We start from the raw sequence: 18,180 nt of genomic DNA, 5'->3' as shown, positions 1-18,180 counted from the left end.
AAGGGGAGGACCATATGCTGACCTTGATCCATGCGCCGCGTTCGCGCTCTTCGCGCATCATCTGGCTGCTTGAGGAACTGGGGGCGGAGTATGACATCCGCTATGTCTCCATCCGCCGCCGGGACGGTTCGGGCGGGCCGGACGATGACAATCCGCATCCGCACAAACAGGTTCCGGCTCTTCTGCATAACGGCGCGCTGGTCACCGAATCGGCGGCGGTCGTCCAGTATCTGGTCGAGCTTTATCCCGGTTCGGAGCTGGGCCGGCCGGTCGGCCATCCCGAGCGTGGCGCCTACCTGTCCTGGCTTGCCTATTATGCCGGCGTGATCGAGCCGGCCGGAAGCGCTTTCCTGTCGGGCGTTGCTGCGAGCAACCCGGCTCTTCTCAAGACCTATGACGACATGTGCATGCACGTGATCGGGACGCTGACGAAGCAGCCATACCTGCTCGGCAGCACAATCAGCGCCGTCGACCTCTTGCTGGTGAGCGGGCTGGCCTGGATGCGCAAGCTGTTGCCGGACAGTACCGTCGTCGATCACTATGTACAGTCGGTGACAGCGCGTCCGGCCCTTGCCCGCGCCCGCGAGATCGACGCCAAACCGGATGGATTTCATGACTGAACCGAACGTGACCCTCGTCGTCGCGGTTTCCTCGAACGGCATCATCGGCCGTGACGGAGGACTGCCGTGGCATCTGCCCAGCGACCTCAAGCGCTTCAAGGCGCTGACGCTTGGGAAACCCGTGATCATGGGGCGCAAGACCTGGGCCTCGATCGGAAGGCCGCTGCCGGGCCGTCCCAACATCGTCATCAGCCGTGACGCGAATTTCACGGCGGAGGGGGCGGTTGTCGTTGCATCGCTGGAAGCAGCGCTTGCTGAAGGCCGCCGCTTGGCCGTCGAACTCGGGACAGGCGAGGTCTGCGTCATCGGCGGCGGCGAGATCTATCGTCAGGCGATCGGGCTGGCCGATATCCTGCACGTCACCACGGTCGCAGCCGAGGTGGATGGCGACACCCGGTTTCCCACGATCGATCCTGCAATTTTTGAAAAGACCGTCGATGAGCCCCTGCCGCGCGGCGAAAAGGATAGTCACGCCATGCATTTCTCGACTTGGCGGCGGAAAAGCTGAGCAATGCTAACTATTTTGCCGGATTTACGGTGAAGTTGGTTACGCCGCGTTGAAAGCCGTTCTGGAGATACCTATAACGGTTTCACATCATGGCCTGCGGCGTGTTCGCGGGGCATTGATCTCGGAATTTTTTCTATGGAAGAGGTATGAATGCCCTGGAGCAATCAGAACGGTGGCGGTGGCGGCGGCGGTCCTTGGGGCGGCGGTGGCGGCGGCGGAAATAAAGGGCCCTGGGGCCAGGGGCCGCAGCGGCCGCGTGGCGGCGGCGGTGGCCGTGGCAATGGCGGCCCACCGGATCTGGAAGAAATCTTCCGCCGGGGTCAGGACCAGCTGAAAAGCGTCGTGCCGGGTGGGTTCAACGGCGGTGTCGCCGCGATCATCGGTCTTCTTGTCGTCGGCTTCATCCTGATCAACTCGATCTACACGGTCCAGCCGGACGAGCGCGGCGTCGAGATGCGTTTCGGCAAGCCGAAGGACGAGATTTCCATGCCGGGGCTGCACTATCATTTCTGGCCGTTTGAAACGGTCGAAATGGTCAAGATCACCGAGCAGCAGCAGAATATCGGCAGCAGGGCGGGCGCTAGCGATCAGCTGGCCGCGGGCCTGATGCTTTCGGGCGATCAGAACATCGTCAACGTCCAGTTTTCCGTGCTGTTTTCCGTGACCGACCCGAAGGCCTATCTCTTCAACGTCGAGGATCCGTCCGACACGCTGCAGCAGGTTTCCGAAAGCGCCATGCGCGAAGTCGTCGGCCGCCGTCCGGCCCAGGACATTTTCCGCGACAACCGTCAGGCGATCGCAGCCGACGTGAAGACGACGATCCAGGCGACGATGGACAGCTACGGCGCCGGCATCTCCGTCAACACGGTCGCCATCGAGGACGCGGCTCCGCCGCGTGAAGTGGCCGATGCGTTCGACGAGGTGCAGCGCGCCGAGCAGGACGAAGACCGTTTCGTCGAGGAAGCCAACCAGTATGCCAACCAGGTGCTCGGCAAGGCGCGTGGACAGGCAGCCCAGCTGCGCGAAGAGGCCGCCGCCTACAAGGGCCGCGTCGTCAAGGAAGCACAGGGTGAGGCGCAGCGCTTCATCTCGGTCTATGACGCCTATGCGAAGGCCCCGGACGTGACGCGCAAGCGTCTCTATCTGGAAACGATGCAGAGCGTTCTCGGCAAGTCCAAGAAGGTCATTCTCGACGAGAAGAACGGCCAGGGCGTCCTGCCGTATCTGCCGCTCAATGAAATCGTCAAGCCCGCGCAGTCGGGAGGGGCCCAGTAATGAACAATCGTCTCCCCTACATCCTGATCGGCTTCGCGCTGGTCCTCATGGTGGTCTATTCCTCCGTCTTCATCGTCAACCAGCGTCAGCAGGCGATCGTCGTGCGCTTCGGTCAGATCAAGGACGTCAAGACCGAGCCGGGCCTCTATTTCAAGCTGCCCTTCGCCTTCATGGATGCCGACCGCGTTCAGTATGTCGAAAAGCAGGCGCTGCGTTTCGACCTGGACAACATCCGCGTGCAGGTGTCCGGCGGCAAGTTCTATGAAGTCGATGCGTTCGTGATCTACAAGATCGCCGATGCGCGGCGCTTCCGCGAAACGGTCTCCGGCGACCGGGCATCGGCCGAATCACGCCTTCGCACCCGTCTCGACGCCTCGCTGCGCCGGGTCTACGGTCTGCGCGGCTTTGAATCGGCGCTGTCCGAAGAGCGTGCGTCGATGATGCGCGAAGTCCGCTCCGACCTGAAGACCGACGCCGAATCGCTCGGCCTCAACATCGAGGACGTGCGTATCCAGCGGACCGACCTGACGCAGGAAGTCTCGCAGCAGACCTACGAGCGTATGAAGGCCGAACGTCTGGCGGAAGCCGAACTGATCCGGGCCCGCGGTAACGAAAAGGGCCAGACGCGCCGTGCCGTTGCCGACCGTCAGGTTGTCGAATTCGTTGCCGAAGCGCAGCGCGATTCGGAAATCCTGCGCGGTGAAGGTGAAGCCGAACGGACAGCGGTGTTTGCCGATGCGTTTTCCCGCGATCCGAAGTTCTTCGAGTTCTATCGCTCGATGACCGCCTATGATCAGGCGATCGGCAGCCCGGACACGACGCTGGTGCTGGCGCCGGACTCGGAATTCTTCCGTTATTTCAACAGTTCGGATGGTGCACCCGCTCCGTCCGCCACCCAGCCCGCTGCAGGAAACTGATCGGCGACATGGGTGATCTTCTGACAGGAATTGCATTTTCCTGATCATCGGGGGCTGGTGTACGCACTGGCCCCTTTTGTTTTGGTGGAAATGGCGAAACGATTGCCTGACACCACGTTTCGATAGTAGGAACCTACGAGCTCCTGCTATCGAAACTTGGTATTATATTCCGGAGCAACAGTTGCGGCTGTTCGGGCTTGTCTCCGCCGCCATCGGCGTCGCACTTGTCTGGATGGTGCGAGGATAGGACATGACACATAAATTGCTTATTCGCCTGGTGGACGCAGAATATGCGATCACACGGCTCAATATCGGAACACCGCTGCCGGAATGGCTGACGGGGGCGGGGTTCTGGGCGGTCTCGAGTTCGCGCGAGGAAATGACGCTCGTCTGCCGGGCGGCGCGCATTCCCGCCAATATCCAGTCGTCCGGCGGCTGGCGCTGCTTCCGTATCGAGCAGCATTTCAGTTTCGATGTTCCCGGCGTTCTGGCGTCCGTGCTGAATCCGCTGTCGGCGGCCGGTGTCGGCATCTTCGCCAACTCGACCTTCAGCACCGATTACATCTTCATCACCGGCTCTGACCTCGACAAGGCCACGGCGGCCCTGAAGGCCTATGGCCACGAGATCATGACCTGAGAGACCGGCGCCCGGGGTTTCTCCCCGGGGTGCTAACGAAAAGATGACTGGACGCGTCCCAAATCCGCCTTATCTTCGCATAGATTCGACGCCATATTGCACGGCGGGGCTGACGAAGGGCCGATTGCGCAGCCGCGATCCCTGTCCGTCTGACGACTATCTTCCTGCCGGCCGGTCTTGGCGGCGGTATGCCATTGCAAATCGAGAGGACCCCATGGGCTTGTCCATCCGCGCTTCCTTCTTCCGGTCCGCCACGCTCGCTGCAAGCGCAGCCCTGCTGTTGAACTCCGTGCCGGTGCTGTCGGCCGCTCAGGCCCAGACGAAAGCTCCGGCGCAGACGCAGCAGGGGCCGGATTCCGTTGCCGATCTCGCGGCCGGACTGCTGGACGCCGTCGTCAACATCTCCACCTCGCAGAATGTGAAGAACGACGACCAGGCGCCGATACCGAAGGTGCCGGAAGGTTCGCCGTTCCAGGATTTCTTCGACGAATTCTTCAAGGGGCAGAGCGGCGAGGGCGGCAATCGCCAGCGCACGGTCAATTCTCTCGGGTCCGGCTTCGTCATCGATCCGTCCGGCGTCATCGTCACCAACAACCACGTGATCGAGGGTGCCGACGATATCGAGATCAATTTTGCCAACGGCACCAAGCTGAAGGCAAAGCTGATCGGCACGGATACCAAGACCGATCTTGCGGTGCTGAAGGTCGAGCCGAAGAAGCCGCTCACCGCCGTTCCGCTCGGCGACTCGCGCACGATGCGCATTGGTGACTGGGTGATGGCCATCGGCAACCCGTTCGGGCTCGGCGGCACGGTGACGGTGGGCATCATCTCGGCGCGCGGCCGCAACATCAATGCCGGTCCCTATGACAATTTCATCCAGACCGATGCGGCGATCAACAAGGGCAATTCCGGCGGTCCGCTGTTCAACATGAAGGGCGAGGTCATCGGCATCAACACGGCGATCATTTCGCCGAGCGGCGGATCGATCGGCATCGGCTTCTCGGTTCCTACCGAGCTTGCCACCAACGTCATTTCGCAGCTCAGGGAATTCGGCGAAACCCATCGCGGCTGGCTGGGTGTGCGTATTCAGCCGGTGACCGCCGATATCGCCGAGAGCCTGAAGATGGACACGCCGAAGGGGGCGCTGGTTGCCGGTATCATCCAGGGCGGCCCGGTCGATGGCGGCGAGGTGAAGACCGGCGACGTAATCGTCAAATTCGACGGCCGCGATGTCGTCGAGATGCGCGACCTGCCGCGCGTCGTGGCCGAAAGCCCTGTCGGCAAGGCCGTCGATGTCGTGATCATCCGCGATGGCAAGGAGATGACGGTCAAGGTGACGCTCGGCCGCCTGGAAGACGGCGAAAACACGGCGGAAGCGGAGGCCGCCAAGCCTTCGCAAACCGAGGAAGGCACCGACCAGGCCGAGCCGCCCGCCGCCGAACTGCCAGCCTCCGACGTGGTGCTGGGCATGAAGCTTGCCATGCTCGATGCCGAAAGCCACAAGACCTATGGCATTTCCGATGATGTCGAGGGCGTTGTCGTCGCCGAGGTGCAGCCGCAATCGGCGGCCGCTGAACGGCGGATCACATCCGGCGACGTGATCGTCGAGATTGGCCAGGAAGCGATGAAGACGCCGGAGGACGTATCGGCGCGGGTCGAGGAATTGAAGGCCGATGGCCGGCGCAACGCGCTGCTGATGATCGCCAACAAGACCGGCGAGCTGCGTTTCGTCACAGTCCGGATCGAATAGGCGGCTGCGCCCAATCCGTGCTGCCGTTGAACAGGGCGGGCCGTCAGGTCCGCCCTTGCCGTTTCAACCATTCGTCCCGGCTGATCGCATAGAGGACGTGGCGCTTGAGATGGGCTGCCGTGTCGGGCACGCGCGGATGCAGAAAGTCGCGCGCCGGGTCATGGCGCAAACCGAGGCGTTGCATGACGGCGGTGGAGCGGGTGTTGTCTGCCACCGCGAAGGAGACGATTTCGGCAAGGCCGTGCGTTTCAAAGCCGTGGCGCAGCATCGCTTCGGATGCTTCTGTGACATAGCCGTGCCGCCAGAAGCGAACGGCCAGCCGCCAGCCGATCTCGACCGTGCCGTTCGGCAGGTGCGGTTCGAGGTCGGGGCGCGCCAGTCCGAGAAAGCCGATCGGCTCGTCGGTGTCCTTGAGCGCCAGGGCGAAGAAGCCAAACCCCGTTTCGTCGATCCTCTGGCGGACTTCGTCCATCAGTGCATCGGATTCCTGCCGCGAGCGTCGGCGCGGAAAAAATTCCATCACCTTCGGGTCGGCGTTGATTTCGGCAAACAGCGGCCGGTCGGTCTCCAGCCAGTTGCGGATGCGCAGCCGCTGGGTTTCGACGGTGATCACCGGACGAAATCCGTCTTTCTGTAGCCCTGGATGTAGAGCAGGGCGGTGAGATCGGCGTGGTCGATGCGGATCTTGACCTGCGAGGAAACGACGGGCTTGGCATGCAGGGCGACGCCGGCGCCGGCCAGATGCAGCATGCCGAGATCGTTGGCGCCATCGCCGACGGCAAGGGCATCGGCGGTCGAAATGCCGAGCTTCGTCGTGATGTCGATGAGCGCATCGACCTTGGCCTGTTTGCCGAGGATCGGCTCGGCGACGGCACCGGTGAGATGGCCGTCCTTTTCGAGCAGGATATTGGCGCGGTTCTCGTTGAAGCCAAGCGTGGTGGCGATCGGGCCGGTAAAGACGGTGAAGCCGCCGGAGACCAGTGCGGTGTAGTAACCCTTGGCCTTCATCGTCGCGACCAGTTCCGGACCGCCGGGGGTCAGGGTGATGCGTTTTGCAATGACCTCACCGACGACGCTGAGCGGCAGGCCCTTGAGCAGGGCGACACGCTCGATCAGGGCCGGCTCGAAGGCGATCTCGCCGTTCATGGCGCGGGCGGTGATGTCGGCGACCTTGTCCTTCAATCCGGCTTCGGCGGCCAGTTCGTCGATGCATTCCTGGCCGATCATGGTGGAATCCATGTCGGCGATCAGAAGTTTCTTGCGGCGGGTCTCGGCATTCTGGACGACGACATCGACGGGGGCATCGCCGACCACGCCGCGCAGCAGCGCTTCCAGCCAGTCGAGATTGCCGCCGTCCTTCAGCGCGATATCGCAGGCGACGCCGTCGGCAAGCCAGTAGAGGCCGGACGCATCGACCGCTGCTGCGGCTTCCTCGGCGAGCGCTGTGGTCAGAACGGGATTTGACGGATTGGCAACAAGCGTGGCAACGAAGGCCATGATGAAAAACCTTGAGATTGGACAGGATGCGATCCTGATAACCGGGCCGACCGCCAGCGGCAAGTCCGCTCTTGCCGTGGAGATGGCGAAACGGCACGATGGCGTGGTCATCAATGCCGACAGCATGCAGGTCTACGACACGCTGCACACGCTGACGGCGCGCCCGTTCGAAGCGGATATGCAGGGCATTGCGCATCATCTTTACGGCCATGTTCCCGCCTCAAGGCATTATTCCACCGGCGACTGGTTTCGCGACGCGGTTAAGGTTCTGGCGGCGGTCCGCAGCGAGAAGCGTATCCCGGTCTTCGTCGGCGGCACGGGGCTCTATTTCAAGGCGCTGACCGGCGGCCTGTCGGATATGCCCGCGGTTGCGGCCGAAATTCGCGACGGTGTGCGGCGGCGGTTGCGGGAAGAGGGGGCCGAGGCCCTGCATGCCGTGCTGGCGCAGAAAGATCCGGAGACGGCCGGGAGCCTGCGGCCGGGGGACGGCCAGCGTATCGCGCGGGCTCTGGAAATAGTCGAGGCCACCGGCCAGTCGATCCGGGTCTTCCAGGCGCGGCAGGGGCCGGTCGCGATCGATCCCGATCAGGCCCTGAAGATCGTCGTGCTGCCGGAGCGGGCCTTGCTGCGCCAGCGGATCGACCGGCGTTTTGCCGGAATGCTGGAGAGTGGTGCGGTCGAGGAGGTGAAAGCGCTTCTGGCGCTCGATCTGAAACCGGAAATGCCGGCGATGAAGGCGATCGGTGTGCCGCAGATCGCGGCCATGCTTGCAGGCACGATGCGCAAGGCCGAGGTCATCGAAACGGCCTCTGCCGCCACACGCCAATATGCCAAGCGGCAGATGACCTGGTTCCGCAACCAGCTGGACGACAGCTGGCTGCGCTGGGACCCGCAAAAGGGCGATGGTCTGTAAACCGGGAACAGCCGGTGGTGCTTCGTTCCGGCTATTTGCGGATAATGCTGCTCAGCGGCTTTTTCAGCAGGCTTTCGCGCAGGGATAGCCGGGGCTGGTCCGGACCAGGTTGGGCAAAGCTTGGCGCGGGGCGTGGCGGTGCCCGGTAAGGGGCTGCCTGCGGCTGTTCCGGCGGCTCGTCCGAGAGCAGCTGGTTGCGGATCTGGTTGAAGCGCTGGAGCTGCGGATTGGCAGGCTCGGCCCGTGGCAGCATGGCGGGGTTGTAGGGTTCGACAGCGGGCATATCCGCGTCCTGCTGCCGCATCACAGCTGTTTCTTCAGGCGCCTTGGCGTCGGGGAAACTGTCGTCCGTCCAGGTCATATCCGGATCCGAGCCGCCAAGGCTGGCCGAATAGGCCTGCTGGAAGCCGGAAATGTCCGGCCCGTTCATCGCCCGCATGCGGGCCACGACCGTGCGCAGATCGACGGTGTCCGGGGTTTCATCCGTCACCTTGACGGCAACGCCATTGGCTTTCGGCAGGCTCTTCTCGTCGACGCGGGTAAACAGCATGCGCATCGGCACGGCGACCGCCTCACCGAAGGCGATGGCCTCGCCGTTTCCGATCGAGGAGATGAAGCTGGTCGAGGAAATCGACGAGTTGGGGATGGCCGAGCGGATGATATCCTGGTCGCGGTCGTTGGAGAGGCGCATGGCAAAGACCGTCGAGCACTGCGACAGGATGGTCGGATCGAGTTCGCCGGGGCGCTGGGTGATGATGCCGAGGGAGACGCCGTATTTGCGGCCTTCCTTGGCGATGCGGGCGATGGCCTGCCGTGTCGGCACGAAGCCGAGGCTGGGATCGGAGGGAACGTAGCGGTGCGCCTCCTCGCAGACCACCAGCATGTGAACGCCGCCATTGCTCCACAGGCCGATTTCGAACGCCATGCGGCACAGCACCGAGGCGACGGAATTGACGACCTCGGACGGAATGCCGGCGAGCTGGAAGGTGGTGATCGGCCTGCCGTCACCGGGAATGCGGAAGATCTTGGCGATCGTCTCCAGGATCGTGTCGGTGATCGTGTTCGAGGAGAACATGAAATTGTAGCGCGGATCGTTGATCGCGCCGATCACCTTGATCTTGAGCGAGCGCAGGTGCGGCTTGTCGCTGCGCCCTTCCAGCCGGCCGATGCGCTCATCGATCATCGCCAGCAGATCGGCGATGCGATAGGGAACCGGCGTATCGGCGGTCATCGAGCTTTTTTCGCTGGTGCGGCGCGCAAGGCCGGAATCGGCGGAGCCCTTGAAAGCCCTTTTCGCTTCGGGAATGACATCGCGCAGGATGTCGAGCTCTTCCGGCACCGGTGGCCGGCCACGGAAGACGACCTCGGCGAACTCCTCCAGCTTCATCAACCAGAAGGGCAGGTCGAGATTGTCGGTGTCGATGACGACGGCCAGATCCGGGAAGGCGGCGGCGAATTCGTTGTGCGGATCGAGGATCAGAACGCGCAGCTTCGGATCGGATTCGATGGCCTTGCGCAGCAGCAGGGTCACGGCTGTCGATTTGCCGACGCCGGTGGTGCCGACGATGGCAAAGTGCTTTGACAGCATCGAGGGAATATGGATGGCGGCATCCAGGCTTTCGTCCTGCGTCAGCCTGCCGATGACGCAGGTTTCGTCCTTGCCGGCATCGTAGATGCGGGCAAGGTCGGCGGCGCGGATACGGTGGGCGATGGCGCCGAGATAGGGATACTGGCTGATGCCGGCGGAAAACTCTTCCTTCCCGGAAGGACCGACATGGACTTCGCCCATCAGCTCCACTTCGATGCGGAACGTATTGTCGAGTTCTTCGCCCCATTCGTTGGTGGCGGTCTGCATGGAATAGACGAGGGCAACGACGCGGTTCTTGCCGACGGTGATTGAAATCAACCGGCCGACGGACCACAATTCGGTCAGCGAGGTTTCGCCGTTTTCGGCAATGGCTGCAATCGTCGCACGCGAACCGCTGCACGCAACGACGCGGCCGAGGAAGCGGTTGCCCCGTTTCAGGGCGTCGCGTCTATCCTGCTCTCCGGCACTGGTCGAAGTTTGAAGCTCATTGTTCAGCAATACGAAACCTCTCATCGAGTGTTTGCAACACTATCGGAAGGGATTTAATAAGTTGTTTCTGTGGGTTGCGCGAGTTTGTGCCGTTTCGAACCCGTTCCGGTTGTTTTCGGGAAAGGCGTTGACGGAGCTGCCATTTCTGTTTATCACTCGCGTCCATGAAAAAAATCGCAGCAATTCTTGTGGTGGGACGGCGCATGGGCAGGATGGTGTAACCATCCGGCGATAGCCACCCATGCGCAGACACGAGGCCCTTACGGGGCCTTTTTTTATGCCTTCAAACACGATACTCACAGCCAAAACGCGAACATGGACGGAAACAGGCCAATGAGCGGCACAGAAAATCAGACGCAGGGTGACCAGATGCAGGACAATCGCATGACTGGGGCGGAAATTGTTCTTCAGGCACTGAGGGACAATGGTGTGGAGCATATTTTCGGCTATCCGGGCGGTGCCGTCCTGCCGATCTATGACGAGATCTTCCAGCAGGAGGATATCCAGCACATCCTCGTCCGTCACGAGCAGGGCGCCGGCCATATGGCCGAAGGCTATGCCCGCTCGACCGGCAAGGTCGGCGTCATGCTGGTGACCTCCGGTCCGGGCGCCACCAATGCCGTCACGCCGCTGCAGGATGCGCTGATGGACAGTATCCCGCTCGTCTGCCTGACCGGCCAGGTGCCGACCTCGCTGATCGGCTCGGATGCCTTCCAGGAATGCGATACCGTCGGCATCACGCGGCCCTGCACCAAGCACAACTGGCTGGTCAAGGATGTCAACGATCTCGCGCGCATCATCCATGAAGCGTTCCGCATCGCCCAGTCCGGCCGTCCCGGCCCGGTCGTCGTCGATATTCCCAAGGACGTCCAGTTCGCCACCGGCACCTATACGCCGCCTTCGGCCGCTCCGATCCAGGCGAGCTATCAGCCGAAGCTGCAGGGCGACATGCGCCAGATCGAGCAGGCCATCGAGATGATGAAAGGCGCCCGCCGCCCGGTCATCTACTCCGGCGGCGGTGTCATCAATTCCGGCCCTGAAGCCTCCAAGCTGCTGCGCGAACTGGTAGAGCTGACCAATTTCCCGATCACCTCGACGCTGATGGGGCTGGGCGCCTATCCCGCATCGGGCGACAACTGGCTGGGCATGCTGGGCATGCACGGTACCTTCGAGGCCAACATGGCGATGCACGATTGCGACGTCATGGTCTGCATCGGGGCCCGCTTCGACGACCGCATCACCGGCCGTCTCAATGCCTTTTCGCCGAACTCCAAGAAGATCCATATCGATATCGACCCGTCGTCGATCAACAAGACCGTTCGCGTCGACGTTCCGATCATCGGCGATATCGGCAATGTTCTGGAAGACATGGTTCGCGTCTGGCGGGCCTCGGCCAAGGATGCCGACAAGGCGCGTCTGGCCGACTGGTGGGAAGGAATCGTTCGCTGGCGCGGCCGCAACTCGCTGGCCTACAAGATGAGCGACGACGTCATCATGCCGCAATATGCCATTCAGCGCCTGTACGAGCTGACCAAGCATCGCGACACCTACATCACCACCGAAGTCGGCCAGCACCAGATGTGGGCGGCGCAGTTCTATGGTTTCGAACAGCCCAACCGCTGGATGACCTCGGGCGGTCTCGGCACCATGGGTTACGGCTTCCCGGCGGCGATCGGCGTTCAGGTCGCCCATCCCGATGCCCTCGTCATCGACATTGCCGGCGACGCGTCGATCCAGATGTGCATCCAGGAAATGTCCTGCGCCGTGCAGCATAACTTGCCGGTCAAGATCTTCATCCTCAACAACCAGTACATGGGCATGGTCCGTCAGTGGCAGCAGCTGCTGCACGGCAACCGTCTGTCCAACTCCTATACCGAAGCCATGCCCGATTTCGTGAAGCTGGCCGAGGCCTATGGCGGCGTCGGCATCCGCTGCGACAAGCCGGCCGATCTCGATGCGGCAATCCAGCAGATGATCGACAGCCCGGCGCCGGTGATCTTCGATTGCCGCGTCGCCAATCTCGCCAACTGCTTCCCGATGATCCCCTCGGGCAAGGCACATAACGAGATGCTGCTGCCGGACGAGGCCACGGACGAAGCGGTCGCCAATGCGATCGACGCCAAGGGCCGCGCACTGGTTTGATGAATAGGAAAAGGACACGATCATGAACGCACATCTTCAGCCGACCGGCTCCGCCTATTTCATCGCCAAGGAAACCGAGAAGGCGGAAAACCACACGCTATCGGTTCTCGTCGACAACGAGCCGGGCGTCCTAGCCCGCGTCATCGGCCTGTTTTCCGGCCGTGGCTACAACATCGAAAGCCTGACGGTTTCGGAAACCGAGCACCAGTCGCACCTGTCGCGCATCACCATCGTCACGCGCGGCACGCCGCACGTGCTGGAGCAGATCAAGGCACAGCTGGAGCGCATCGTTCCGGTTCACCGCGTCGTCGATCTGACGGTTCGCGCCGCCGAACTCGGCCATGACCGGCCGATCGAGCGTGAAGTGGCGCTGGTCAAGGTCAGCGGGCAGGGCGAGACCCGGGCGGAAACGCTGCGTCTGGCCGATGCCTTCCACGCCAAGGTGATCGACGCGACGCTGGAACATTTCATCCTCGAAATCACTGGAAAGTCGTCCAAGATCGACCAGTTCGTGGCGATCATGAAGCCGCTCGGCGTTCTGGAAGTCTGCCGCACCGGCATCGCGGCGATGAACCGCGGCCCGCAGGGGATGTGAATGATGAGGGGCGCCACCGGGCGCCCCTTTCATATGGGGACGATGCCGCTCAGATCATCTCCAGCGGCATTTTTCTGCCCGGTGGCGGGAAAGCCCTGTCGAGGATAGCCAGATCGTCGTCGGTCAGATGCACCTCGACTGCGGCCCGGTTTTCGCGGACGCGTTCCGGCATGCCGGTTTTCGGAATGACGATAACGCCGGGATTGCGGATCAGGAAGGCAAGCGCCACCTGCGCGACGGTTGCCTGATGGGCCTTGGCGATATGGATGAGATCGGGGTGGCGCAGCAAACGGCCCTCGTCGAGCGGCGAATAGGCCATGACCGGAATGCCGCGCATCTGGCTATCCTTCAACAGGTCGTATTCGATGCCGCGCCGGGCCAGATTGTAGAGCACCTGATTGGCCGCGACGTTGCCGCCGTCCGGCACGCCGAGAAGTTCTTCCATATCGTCGGTATCGAAATTGGAGACGCCCCAGGCACCGATCTTGCCGGCCTGACGCAGGGTCTCGAAGGCCTCGACGGTTTCTGCGAGGCGGTAGCGGCCGCGCCAGTGAAGGAGATAGAGGTCGATGTGATCGGTGCCGAGCCGCTTCAGGCTGGCTTCGCAGGCCTTGACCGTGCCGTCGCGGCTGGCATTGGAGGGCAGCACCTTGCTCACCAGGAAGGCATCGTCGCGGCGTCCCCTGATCGCTTCCGCGACAATCCGCTCGGCACCGCCATCGGCATACATTTCGGCGGTGTCGATCAGCGTCATGCCGAGATCGAGGCCATGCCGCAGGCATTTTGCCTCCTCGCTGGCGCTCGTCTTGCGCTCACCCATGTGCCAGGTGCCCTGGCCAAGCACGGGAACGGTCTTGCCGGAAGGGAAGGCTGTGGTGGGTATGGCGTTCTGCATGATGTGATCCTTGTCTTCAATGTCGAGCCCGCAGCCATCCAATAGATAGGACATCTGACCGGAGATGAAAGACACGTGGCCGTGAAGCCGCAGCGTCGGGCGATATCAGAAGAGCGCAAGGGATGGCTTGGTCAGCATCAGCCAGAGAATGCCGATGACGGCGAAAAAGGCCGGGAAGCCACAGGCAAACCAGATGCGATACAGGGTGAAATAGGCTGGAGGCAACGGGGTGCCGGCCATGGCGGCGGCGCGGGCCAGATCGCGCAGCCTGATCTGAATCCAGACCACCGGCAGCCAGAAAATGCCTGTGACGACATAGAGGATGAGGGAAAGAACGATCCATCCCTCCTCAAGCGGCCATCCGATCATTCTGGCGAGAATGTAGCCGGTCACCGGCTGAAGAATGGCTGCGGTGGCTGTAAAGACGGTATCGGCGACGACGACGACGCCCGCCGTATGCGCGATCAGCGCCGGATCGCGCGTCCTGTGCGCCATGACCATGAAAAAGGCGATCCCGGCGCCCGTGCCGAAAAGCACGGTGGCGCCGACGACATGGGCAAGAAGCAACCATTGCTCGATCATCAGCGTTCATCCAGCGTGGCAAGGGCAACCAGTGTCAGCAGGATCGACGGCAGGACCTTGACGAAGGGGCCGAGAGGATCGAGCCAGAGCGCGGGCTCGAGCAGGCTGCCGCCGCCGAGATAGGCGGTGGTTACGAGAAGCATGCCGAACAGGGCCTTTCGAGCCCATGGGCGGACAAGAACCGCAAGGCCGAGCGCGATGTCGATCAGGCAGGTGGCGATGGTCAGGACCAGCGCTGCAGCGGTCCCCATAAAGGGCAGGAAATGTGCGCTTGCCCGTTCAGGGTCGATGAGCGGAACGAGGCCGGACAGCAACCAGAAGAGCGACAGGCTGACGATGACAAGCGGCTTTAAAAGGTAAAGGCGGGCAAACCAGAGATCCTGCACGCCGGATGGATTGGCCGATAACGTGGCGGCTGCCGTGGCCAGCCCAGCGCTTGCTTTGCCATCGGTTCGCACGCCCTCGGACATGACCTTCATGGCGGTCGAGCGAAGCGGCGAACGCCATCCGAGGCGCCCGGCGGTATCCGCCAGCCACGTCACCGGCTTGCTGAGGAGCGCGGGGATCGCGACAATGCGGGCGGGCGGCAGGCCCAGCCATTGGCGGTGAAGGACAACCAGTTCGGCCAGTGTCAGCGTTTCATCCGCCGCCATCGCGACATCCGTTCCGGGGGCCAACTCGCCGGAGATCGCCCGGGAGACGGCGGTTGCGACATCCTCGACCGATATGGTCGCGACATGGTTTTTCGCATAGGTGAGCGGCAGGACCAGGGGGAACGCCGAAAGAGCCCTGAGAAGCGCCGAGCCGCCATGCGCATTGCGGCCAAGAACGAGCGCCGGGCGTAAAATGACATAGGGAATGCCGCTTGAGACCAGCGCCTCATCCGCCTGGCGTTTGGTGGCGAGGAAGGGCAGGCCGGCCGCGGGGCCTTGCGTTCTCGCTGAAATCTGGACGATGAGCCGGACAGGCGATTGTCCGGCTGCGGCATACAGGGCCTGCATGGCTTTCGTCTGGGTTGCCGCGACGTCGTCTGCCAGGCCGTCCTGAAGGGCGCCGGCGCTGTTGATGACGGCGTCGTGGGTTTCAAGAATGCCGGTCCAGTCTGCGGGGGTCGTCATCGTTGCGAGGTCGACCTGAAGCCAGCGGATGTCCGGCTGCTTCAACGCTGCGCGGGCGGGGTTTCGGCCAATGCCGGTAATGGAATGACCATCCGCCGCAAGACGGGATGCAATCATGGAGCCGATGTAGCCGGTTGCGCCGAGAATCAGGATGTTCATGACGGGAGACTACAAAAAATGATGGTCCCGATGAAAGGTCCGATGCTTCTTGTCACCCTGACAAGTTTCGGGTGGTCTTTGCTAATAGGTCAATTATGCTGACCTAAATTTCGGGAGGATTCCATGCAGGCCGACACGCTTCTGGCGTTATTTCTTTTTGCGTTCACGACGTCGATCACGCCGGGGCCGAACAACATGATGCTGTTTGCGTCGGGGGTAAATTTCGGCTTTACCCGGACCATTCCGCATATGTTCGGTATCGGCGCCGGGTTCCTGACGCTGCTGATCGCCGTCGGCCTCGGGCTTGGCGCACTCTTGCATTCGGTACCGATGCTTTACACCGGGCTGAAATTCGCCGGCGGCGCCTATCTGGTCTGGATCGCCTGGAAGATCGGCTCGTCGCGGACGCTGTCGGAAGGCAAGGCCGGTGCCGTGCCGATGACCTTCCTGCAGGCCGCCGCCTTCCAATGGATCAACCCCAAGGCCTGGGTCATGGCGGTGACGGCGATGGCGACCTATACGAGCGAGCAGCGCTATCTGGCCAGCGTCCTCCTTGTCGGCGCCATCTTTGCGGCCGTCAATGTTCCCAGCGTTTCGACCTGGGCAGGGTTCGGCTCGGCGCTCCGGCAATGGCTGTCCGATCCGATACGGCTGAAATTGTTCAACATCACCATGGCGGTCTTGCTCGTGCTCAGCCTTTGGCCGATGCTGAAATGACCGGAATCCGGAGATCAAAGCGATGACGTCTCACACCCGCGACGATCACGATCAGCATCACGATGATCGGCATCATCATCACGACAACCATTTCTCCGACATGGAGGCGCGGGTCAAGGCGCTGGAAACGATCCTGACGCAGAAGGGTTTGATCGATCCGGCGGCGATCGATGCGATCGTCGAAACCTATGAGACCAGGATCGGCCCGCGCAACGGCGCCCGCGTGGTCGCCAAGGCCTGGAGCGAACCGGATTTTGCCGACTGGCTGCGCCGTGACGCGACGGCGGCGATCGCCAGCCTCGGTTATACCGGACGGCAGGGCGAGCATATGCGCGCCGTGTTCAACACGCCGGAGACCCACAATCTCGTCGTCTGCACGCTGTGCTCCTGTTACCCCTGGGCCGTGCTCGGCCTGCCGCCGGTCTGGTACAAGGCGCCGCCGTACCGTTCACGCGCGGTGATCGATCCGCGCGGCGTGCTGGAGGAGTTCGGGGTCGCACTGCCCGACGGCCAGAAGATCCGTGTCTGGGATTCGACGGCGGAACTGCGCTACATCGTCATTCCCGAACGTCCGGCCGGAACGGAACGCCTTGATCAGGAGGCGCTGGCCGACCTTGTGACGCGCGATTCGATGATCGGCACGGGGCTGGTGAACCCGGCTGGAGATGGGCGATGAACGGCGCGCAGGACCTCGGTGGCCAGCATGGCATGGGGCCGGTTGCGCCGGAAAAGGACGAGCCGTATTTCCATGCGGAATGGGAAAAGCGGGCACTCGGCCTGACGCTCTCCTGCGGTGCCTTTGCCGCCTGGACGATCGACGAGAGCCGGCACGCCCGCGAAAGCTTGCCCCCGGCAACCTATCTCTCGGCCAGCTATTACGAAATCTGGACCCGCGCGCTGGAGGCCCTGCTGAAGCGGCATGGTTTCGTTTCCGCCGCCGAACTGGCCGCCGGTCAGATGCTGGAAAAGGGCCGCGAGCCGGCGCGCATCCTGACGGCGGACATGGTGCCGGCCGTGCTGGCCAAGGGCGGACCGTGTGATCGCCCGGTATCCGCCCGGCCGCTCTTTGCCGTTGGCGAGCGGGTGCGCACGAAAAATTTCAATCCGGAGACGCATACGCGGCTGCCGCGCTATGCCCGCGCCAAGACGGGAATTGTCGAAGCGGTGCAGGGCGCGTTCGTCTTTCCCGACGACAACGCGCATGGGAAGGGCGAGAACCCGCAATGGGTCTACACCGTTGTTTTCGACGCGGGCGAAATCTGGGGCGAGGGCGCCGATCCCACGCTCACCGTTTCGATCGATGCCTGGGAGAGCTATCTTGAACGCACATGAACCGTCGCTCACCGGATCTCCGGGCCTGCCGAAATCGAACGAGGGCGATCCGGTCTTTGCTGAGCCATGGCAGGCGGAAGCCTTTGCCATGACGGTGCGCCTGCATGAGAAGGGCGTGTTTTCCTGGAGCGAATGGGCCGAGGCGCTGTCGCTGGAACTCTACAAGCCCGGCCGCCGGGCTGATGCCAGCGACTATTTCGACTGCTGGGTGGCGGCCCTGTCGCGCCTCGTCACCGAGCTGTCGATTACCTCGCAGGATAACCTCGACCGGCTGACGCACAGCTGGCAGCGGGCCGCGGAAGCGACGCCACACGGCAAGCCCATCCTTCTGGAAAATGACCCGGAACGCTGATTTTGCGTTTAATATCCTATCGACCCAACGATTTGTATGGGATTTCCGGCTCTTCGTCACCTTGACGGCTGGTGCCGGTCGTGGTCAGTTGTGA

The 18,180-nt window shown here is 62.6% G+C and carries 20 protein-coding genes; 14 read left to right on the top strand and 6 right to left on the bottom strand.

The window, feature by feature from the left end; translation table 11 throughout:
• The first annotated feature begins 14 nt into the window (after window positions 1–14).
• The 7 genes from ADU59_RS19940 to ADU59_RS19915 all read left to right on the top strand — a co-directional run bounded on the left by ADU59_RS19940 (window position 15) and on the right by ADU59_RS19915 (window position 5,707).
• Window positions 15–620: a glutathione S-transferase family protein gene (locus ADU59_RS19940; protein ID WP_068955896.1), complete on the top strand. Its 606-nt coding sequence runs from the start codon at window positions 15–17 to the stop codon at window positions 618–620.
• Window positions 613–1,128: a dihydrofolate reductase gene (locus ADU59_RS19935; RefSeq protein ID WP_068955927.1), complete on the top strand. Its 516-nt coding sequence runs from the start codon at window positions 613–615 to the stop codon at window positions 1,126–1,128. Before ADU59_RS19940 ends, ADU59_RS19935 begins: the two co-directional genes overlap by 8 nt.
• A gap of 150 nt (window positions 1,129–1,278) precedes the next feature.
• Window positions 1,279–2,403 (top strand): FtsH protease activity modulator HflK, encoded by a 1,125-nt coding sequence (gene hflK / locus ADU59_RS19930; protein ID WP_068955895.1) that lies wholly within the window; start codon window positions 1,279–1,281, stop codon window positions 2,401–2,403.
• Window positions 2,403–3,320 (top strand): protease modulator HflC, encoded by a 918-nt coding sequence (hflC, locus tag ADU59_RS19925; protein WP_068955894.1) that lies wholly within the window; start codon window positions 2,403–2,405, stop codon window positions 3,318–3,320. Before hflK ends, hflC begins: the two co-directional genes overlap by 1 nt.
• A 76-nt stretch (window positions 3,321–3,396) precedes the next feature.
• Complete coding sequence (locus tag ADU59_RS31395) at window positions 3,397–3,567, top strand: DUF2065 family protein (RefSeq protein ID WP_425332036.1); 171 nt, start codon at window positions 3,397–3,399, stop codon at window positions 3,565–3,567.
• 3 nt (window positions 3,568–3,570) lie between these two features.
• Window positions 3,571–3,957 (top strand): ACT domain-containing protein, encoded by a 387-nt coding sequence (locus tag ADU59_RS19920; protein WP_068955893.1) that lies wholly within the window; start codon window positions 3,571–3,573, stop codon window positions 3,955–3,957.
• A gap of 220 nt (window positions 3,958–4,177) precedes the next feature.
• Window positions 4,178–5,707: a DegQ family serine endoprotease gene (locus tag ADU59_RS19915; protein WP_099050888.1), complete on the top strand. Its 1,530-nt coding sequence runs from the start codon at window positions 4,178–4,180 to the stop codon at window positions 5,705–5,707.
• A 43-nt stretch (window positions 5,708–5,750) separates the two neighbouring features.
• Here the strand turns inward: ADU59_RS19915 and ADU59_RS19910 are convergent, their stop codons facing one another.
• Together ADU59_RS19910 and serB are read right to left on the bottom strand one after the other, a co-directional pair.
• Window positions 5,751–6,320, bottom strand: coding sequence for a GNAT family N-acetyltransferase (locus ADU59_RS19910; protein WP_068955891.1), 570 nt, complete (start codon window positions 6,318–6,320; stop codon window positions 5,751–5,753).
• On the bottom strand, window positions 6,317–7,204 hold the full coding sequence (gene serB / locus ADU59_RS19905) for a phosphoserine phosphatase SerB (protein WP_068955890.1): 888 nt from the start codon (window positions 7,202–7,204) through the stop codon (window positions 6,317–6,319). Before serB ends, ADU59_RS19910 begins: the two co-directional genes overlap by 4 nt.
• Here serB and miaA point away from each other — a divergent pair.
• On the top strand, window positions 7,203–8,117 hold the full coding sequence (gene miaA, locus ADU59_RS19900) for a tRNA (adenosine(37)-N6)-dimethylallyltransferase MiaA (RefSeq protein WP_068955926.1): 915 nt from the start codon (window positions 7,203–7,205) through the stop codon (window positions 8,115–8,117). The two genes, serB and miaA, sit on opposite strands and share 2 nt — an antisense overlap.
• A gap of 31 nt (window positions 8,118–8,148) precedes the next feature.
• Here miaA and ADU59_RS19895 read toward each other — a convergent pair whose 3' ends face one another.
• Window positions 8,149–10,218: an ATP-binding protein gene (locus tag ADU59_RS19895; RefSeq protein WP_193427094.1), complete on the bottom strand. Its 2,070-nt coding sequence runs from the start codon at window positions 10,216–10,218 to the stop codon at window positions 8,149–8,151.
• 309 nt (window positions 10,219–10,527) lie between these two features.
• Between ADU59_RS19895 and ADU59_RS19890 the strand changes: the two genes are divergently transcribed.
• On the top strand, window positions 10,528–12,336 hold the full coding sequence (locus tag ADU59_RS19890; RefSeq protein WP_068955888.1) for an acetolactate synthase 3 large subunit: 1,809 nt from the start codon (window positions 10,528–10,530) through the stop codon (window positions 12,334–12,336).
• Window positions 12,337–12,358: 22 nt separating this feature from the next.
• Window positions 12,359–12,931 (top strand): acetolactate synthase small subunit, encoded by a 573-nt coding sequence (gene ilvN / locus ADU59_RS19885; protein ID WP_068955887.1) that lies wholly within the window; start codon window positions 12,359–12,361, stop codon window positions 12,929–12,931.
• Window positions 12,932–12,980: 49 nt separating this feature from the next.
• Here ilvN and ADU59_RS19880 read toward each other — a convergent pair whose 3' ends face one another.
• The 3 genes from ADU59_RS19880 to ADU59_RS19870 all read right to left on the bottom strand — a co-directional run bounded on the left by ADU59_RS19880 (window position 12,981) and on the right by ADU59_RS19870 (window position 15,685).
• Window positions 12,981–13,826 carry an aldo/keto reductase gene (locus tag ADU59_RS19880; protein WP_068955925.1) on the bottom strand — a complete coding sequence of 282 codons (846 nt, stop codon included), beginning with the start codon at window positions 13,824–13,826 and terminating at the stop codon, window positions 12,981–12,983.
• A 105-nt stretch (window positions 13,827–13,931) separates the two neighbouring features.
• Entirely contained in the window at window positions 13,932–14,408 is a 477-nt protein-coding gene (locus tag ADU59_RS19875) for a DUF2269 family protein (protein WP_068955886.1), read from the bottom strand.
• Window positions 14,408–15,685: an SDR family oxidoreductase gene (locus ADU59_RS19870; RefSeq protein WP_068955885.1), complete on the bottom strand. Its 1,278-nt coding sequence runs from the start codon at window positions 15,683–15,685 to the stop codon at window positions 14,408–14,410. Before ADU59_RS19870 ends, ADU59_RS19875 begins: the two co-directional genes overlap by 1 nt.
• Before the next feature lie 123 nt (window positions 15,686–15,808).
• On the opposite strand from ADU59_RS19870, the gene ADU59_RS19865 reads away from it, so the two are divergent.
• Genes ADU59_RS19865 through ADU59_RS19850 form a run of 4 tightly spaced genes read left to right on the top strand, consistent with a single transcriptional unit; the run spans window position 15,809 to window position 18,086 of the window.
• Window positions 15,809–16,402 (top strand): LysE family translocator, encoded by a 594-nt coding sequence (locus ADU59_RS19865; protein WP_068955884.1) that lies wholly within the window; start codon window positions 15,809–15,811, stop codon window positions 16,400–16,402.
• A 22-nt stretch (window positions 16,403–16,424) separates the two neighbouring features.
• A complete protein-coding gene (nthA, locus tag ADU59_RS19860; RefSeq protein ID WP_068955883.1) occupies window positions 16,425–17,078 on the top strand; it encodes a nitrile hydratase subunit alpha in 654 nt (217 codons plus the stop codon).
• Entirely contained in the window at window positions 17,075–17,734 is a 660-nt protein-coding gene (nthB, locus tag ADU59_RS19855; protein WP_068955882.1) for a nitrile hydratase subunit beta, read from the top strand. Before nthA ends, nthB begins: the two co-directional genes overlap by 4 nt.
• Entirely contained in the window at window positions 17,703–18,086 is a 384-nt protein-coding gene (locus ADU59_RS19850) for a nitrile hydratase accessory protein (RefSeq protein ID WP_068955881.1), read from the top strand. The genes nthB and ADU59_RS19850 overlap by 32 nt, the downstream gene beginning before the upstream one ends.
• Window positions 18,087–18,180: the final 94 nt, after the last annotated feature.

It is taken from the genome of Pararhizobium polonicum (assembly GCF_001687365.1).
Classification (GTDB): domain Bacteria; phylum Pseudomonadota; class Alphaproteobacteria; order Rhizobiales; family Rhizobiaceae; genus Pararhizobium; species Pararhizobium polonicum.
This window is presented reverse-complemented; position numbering and strand designations above follow the sequence as displayed.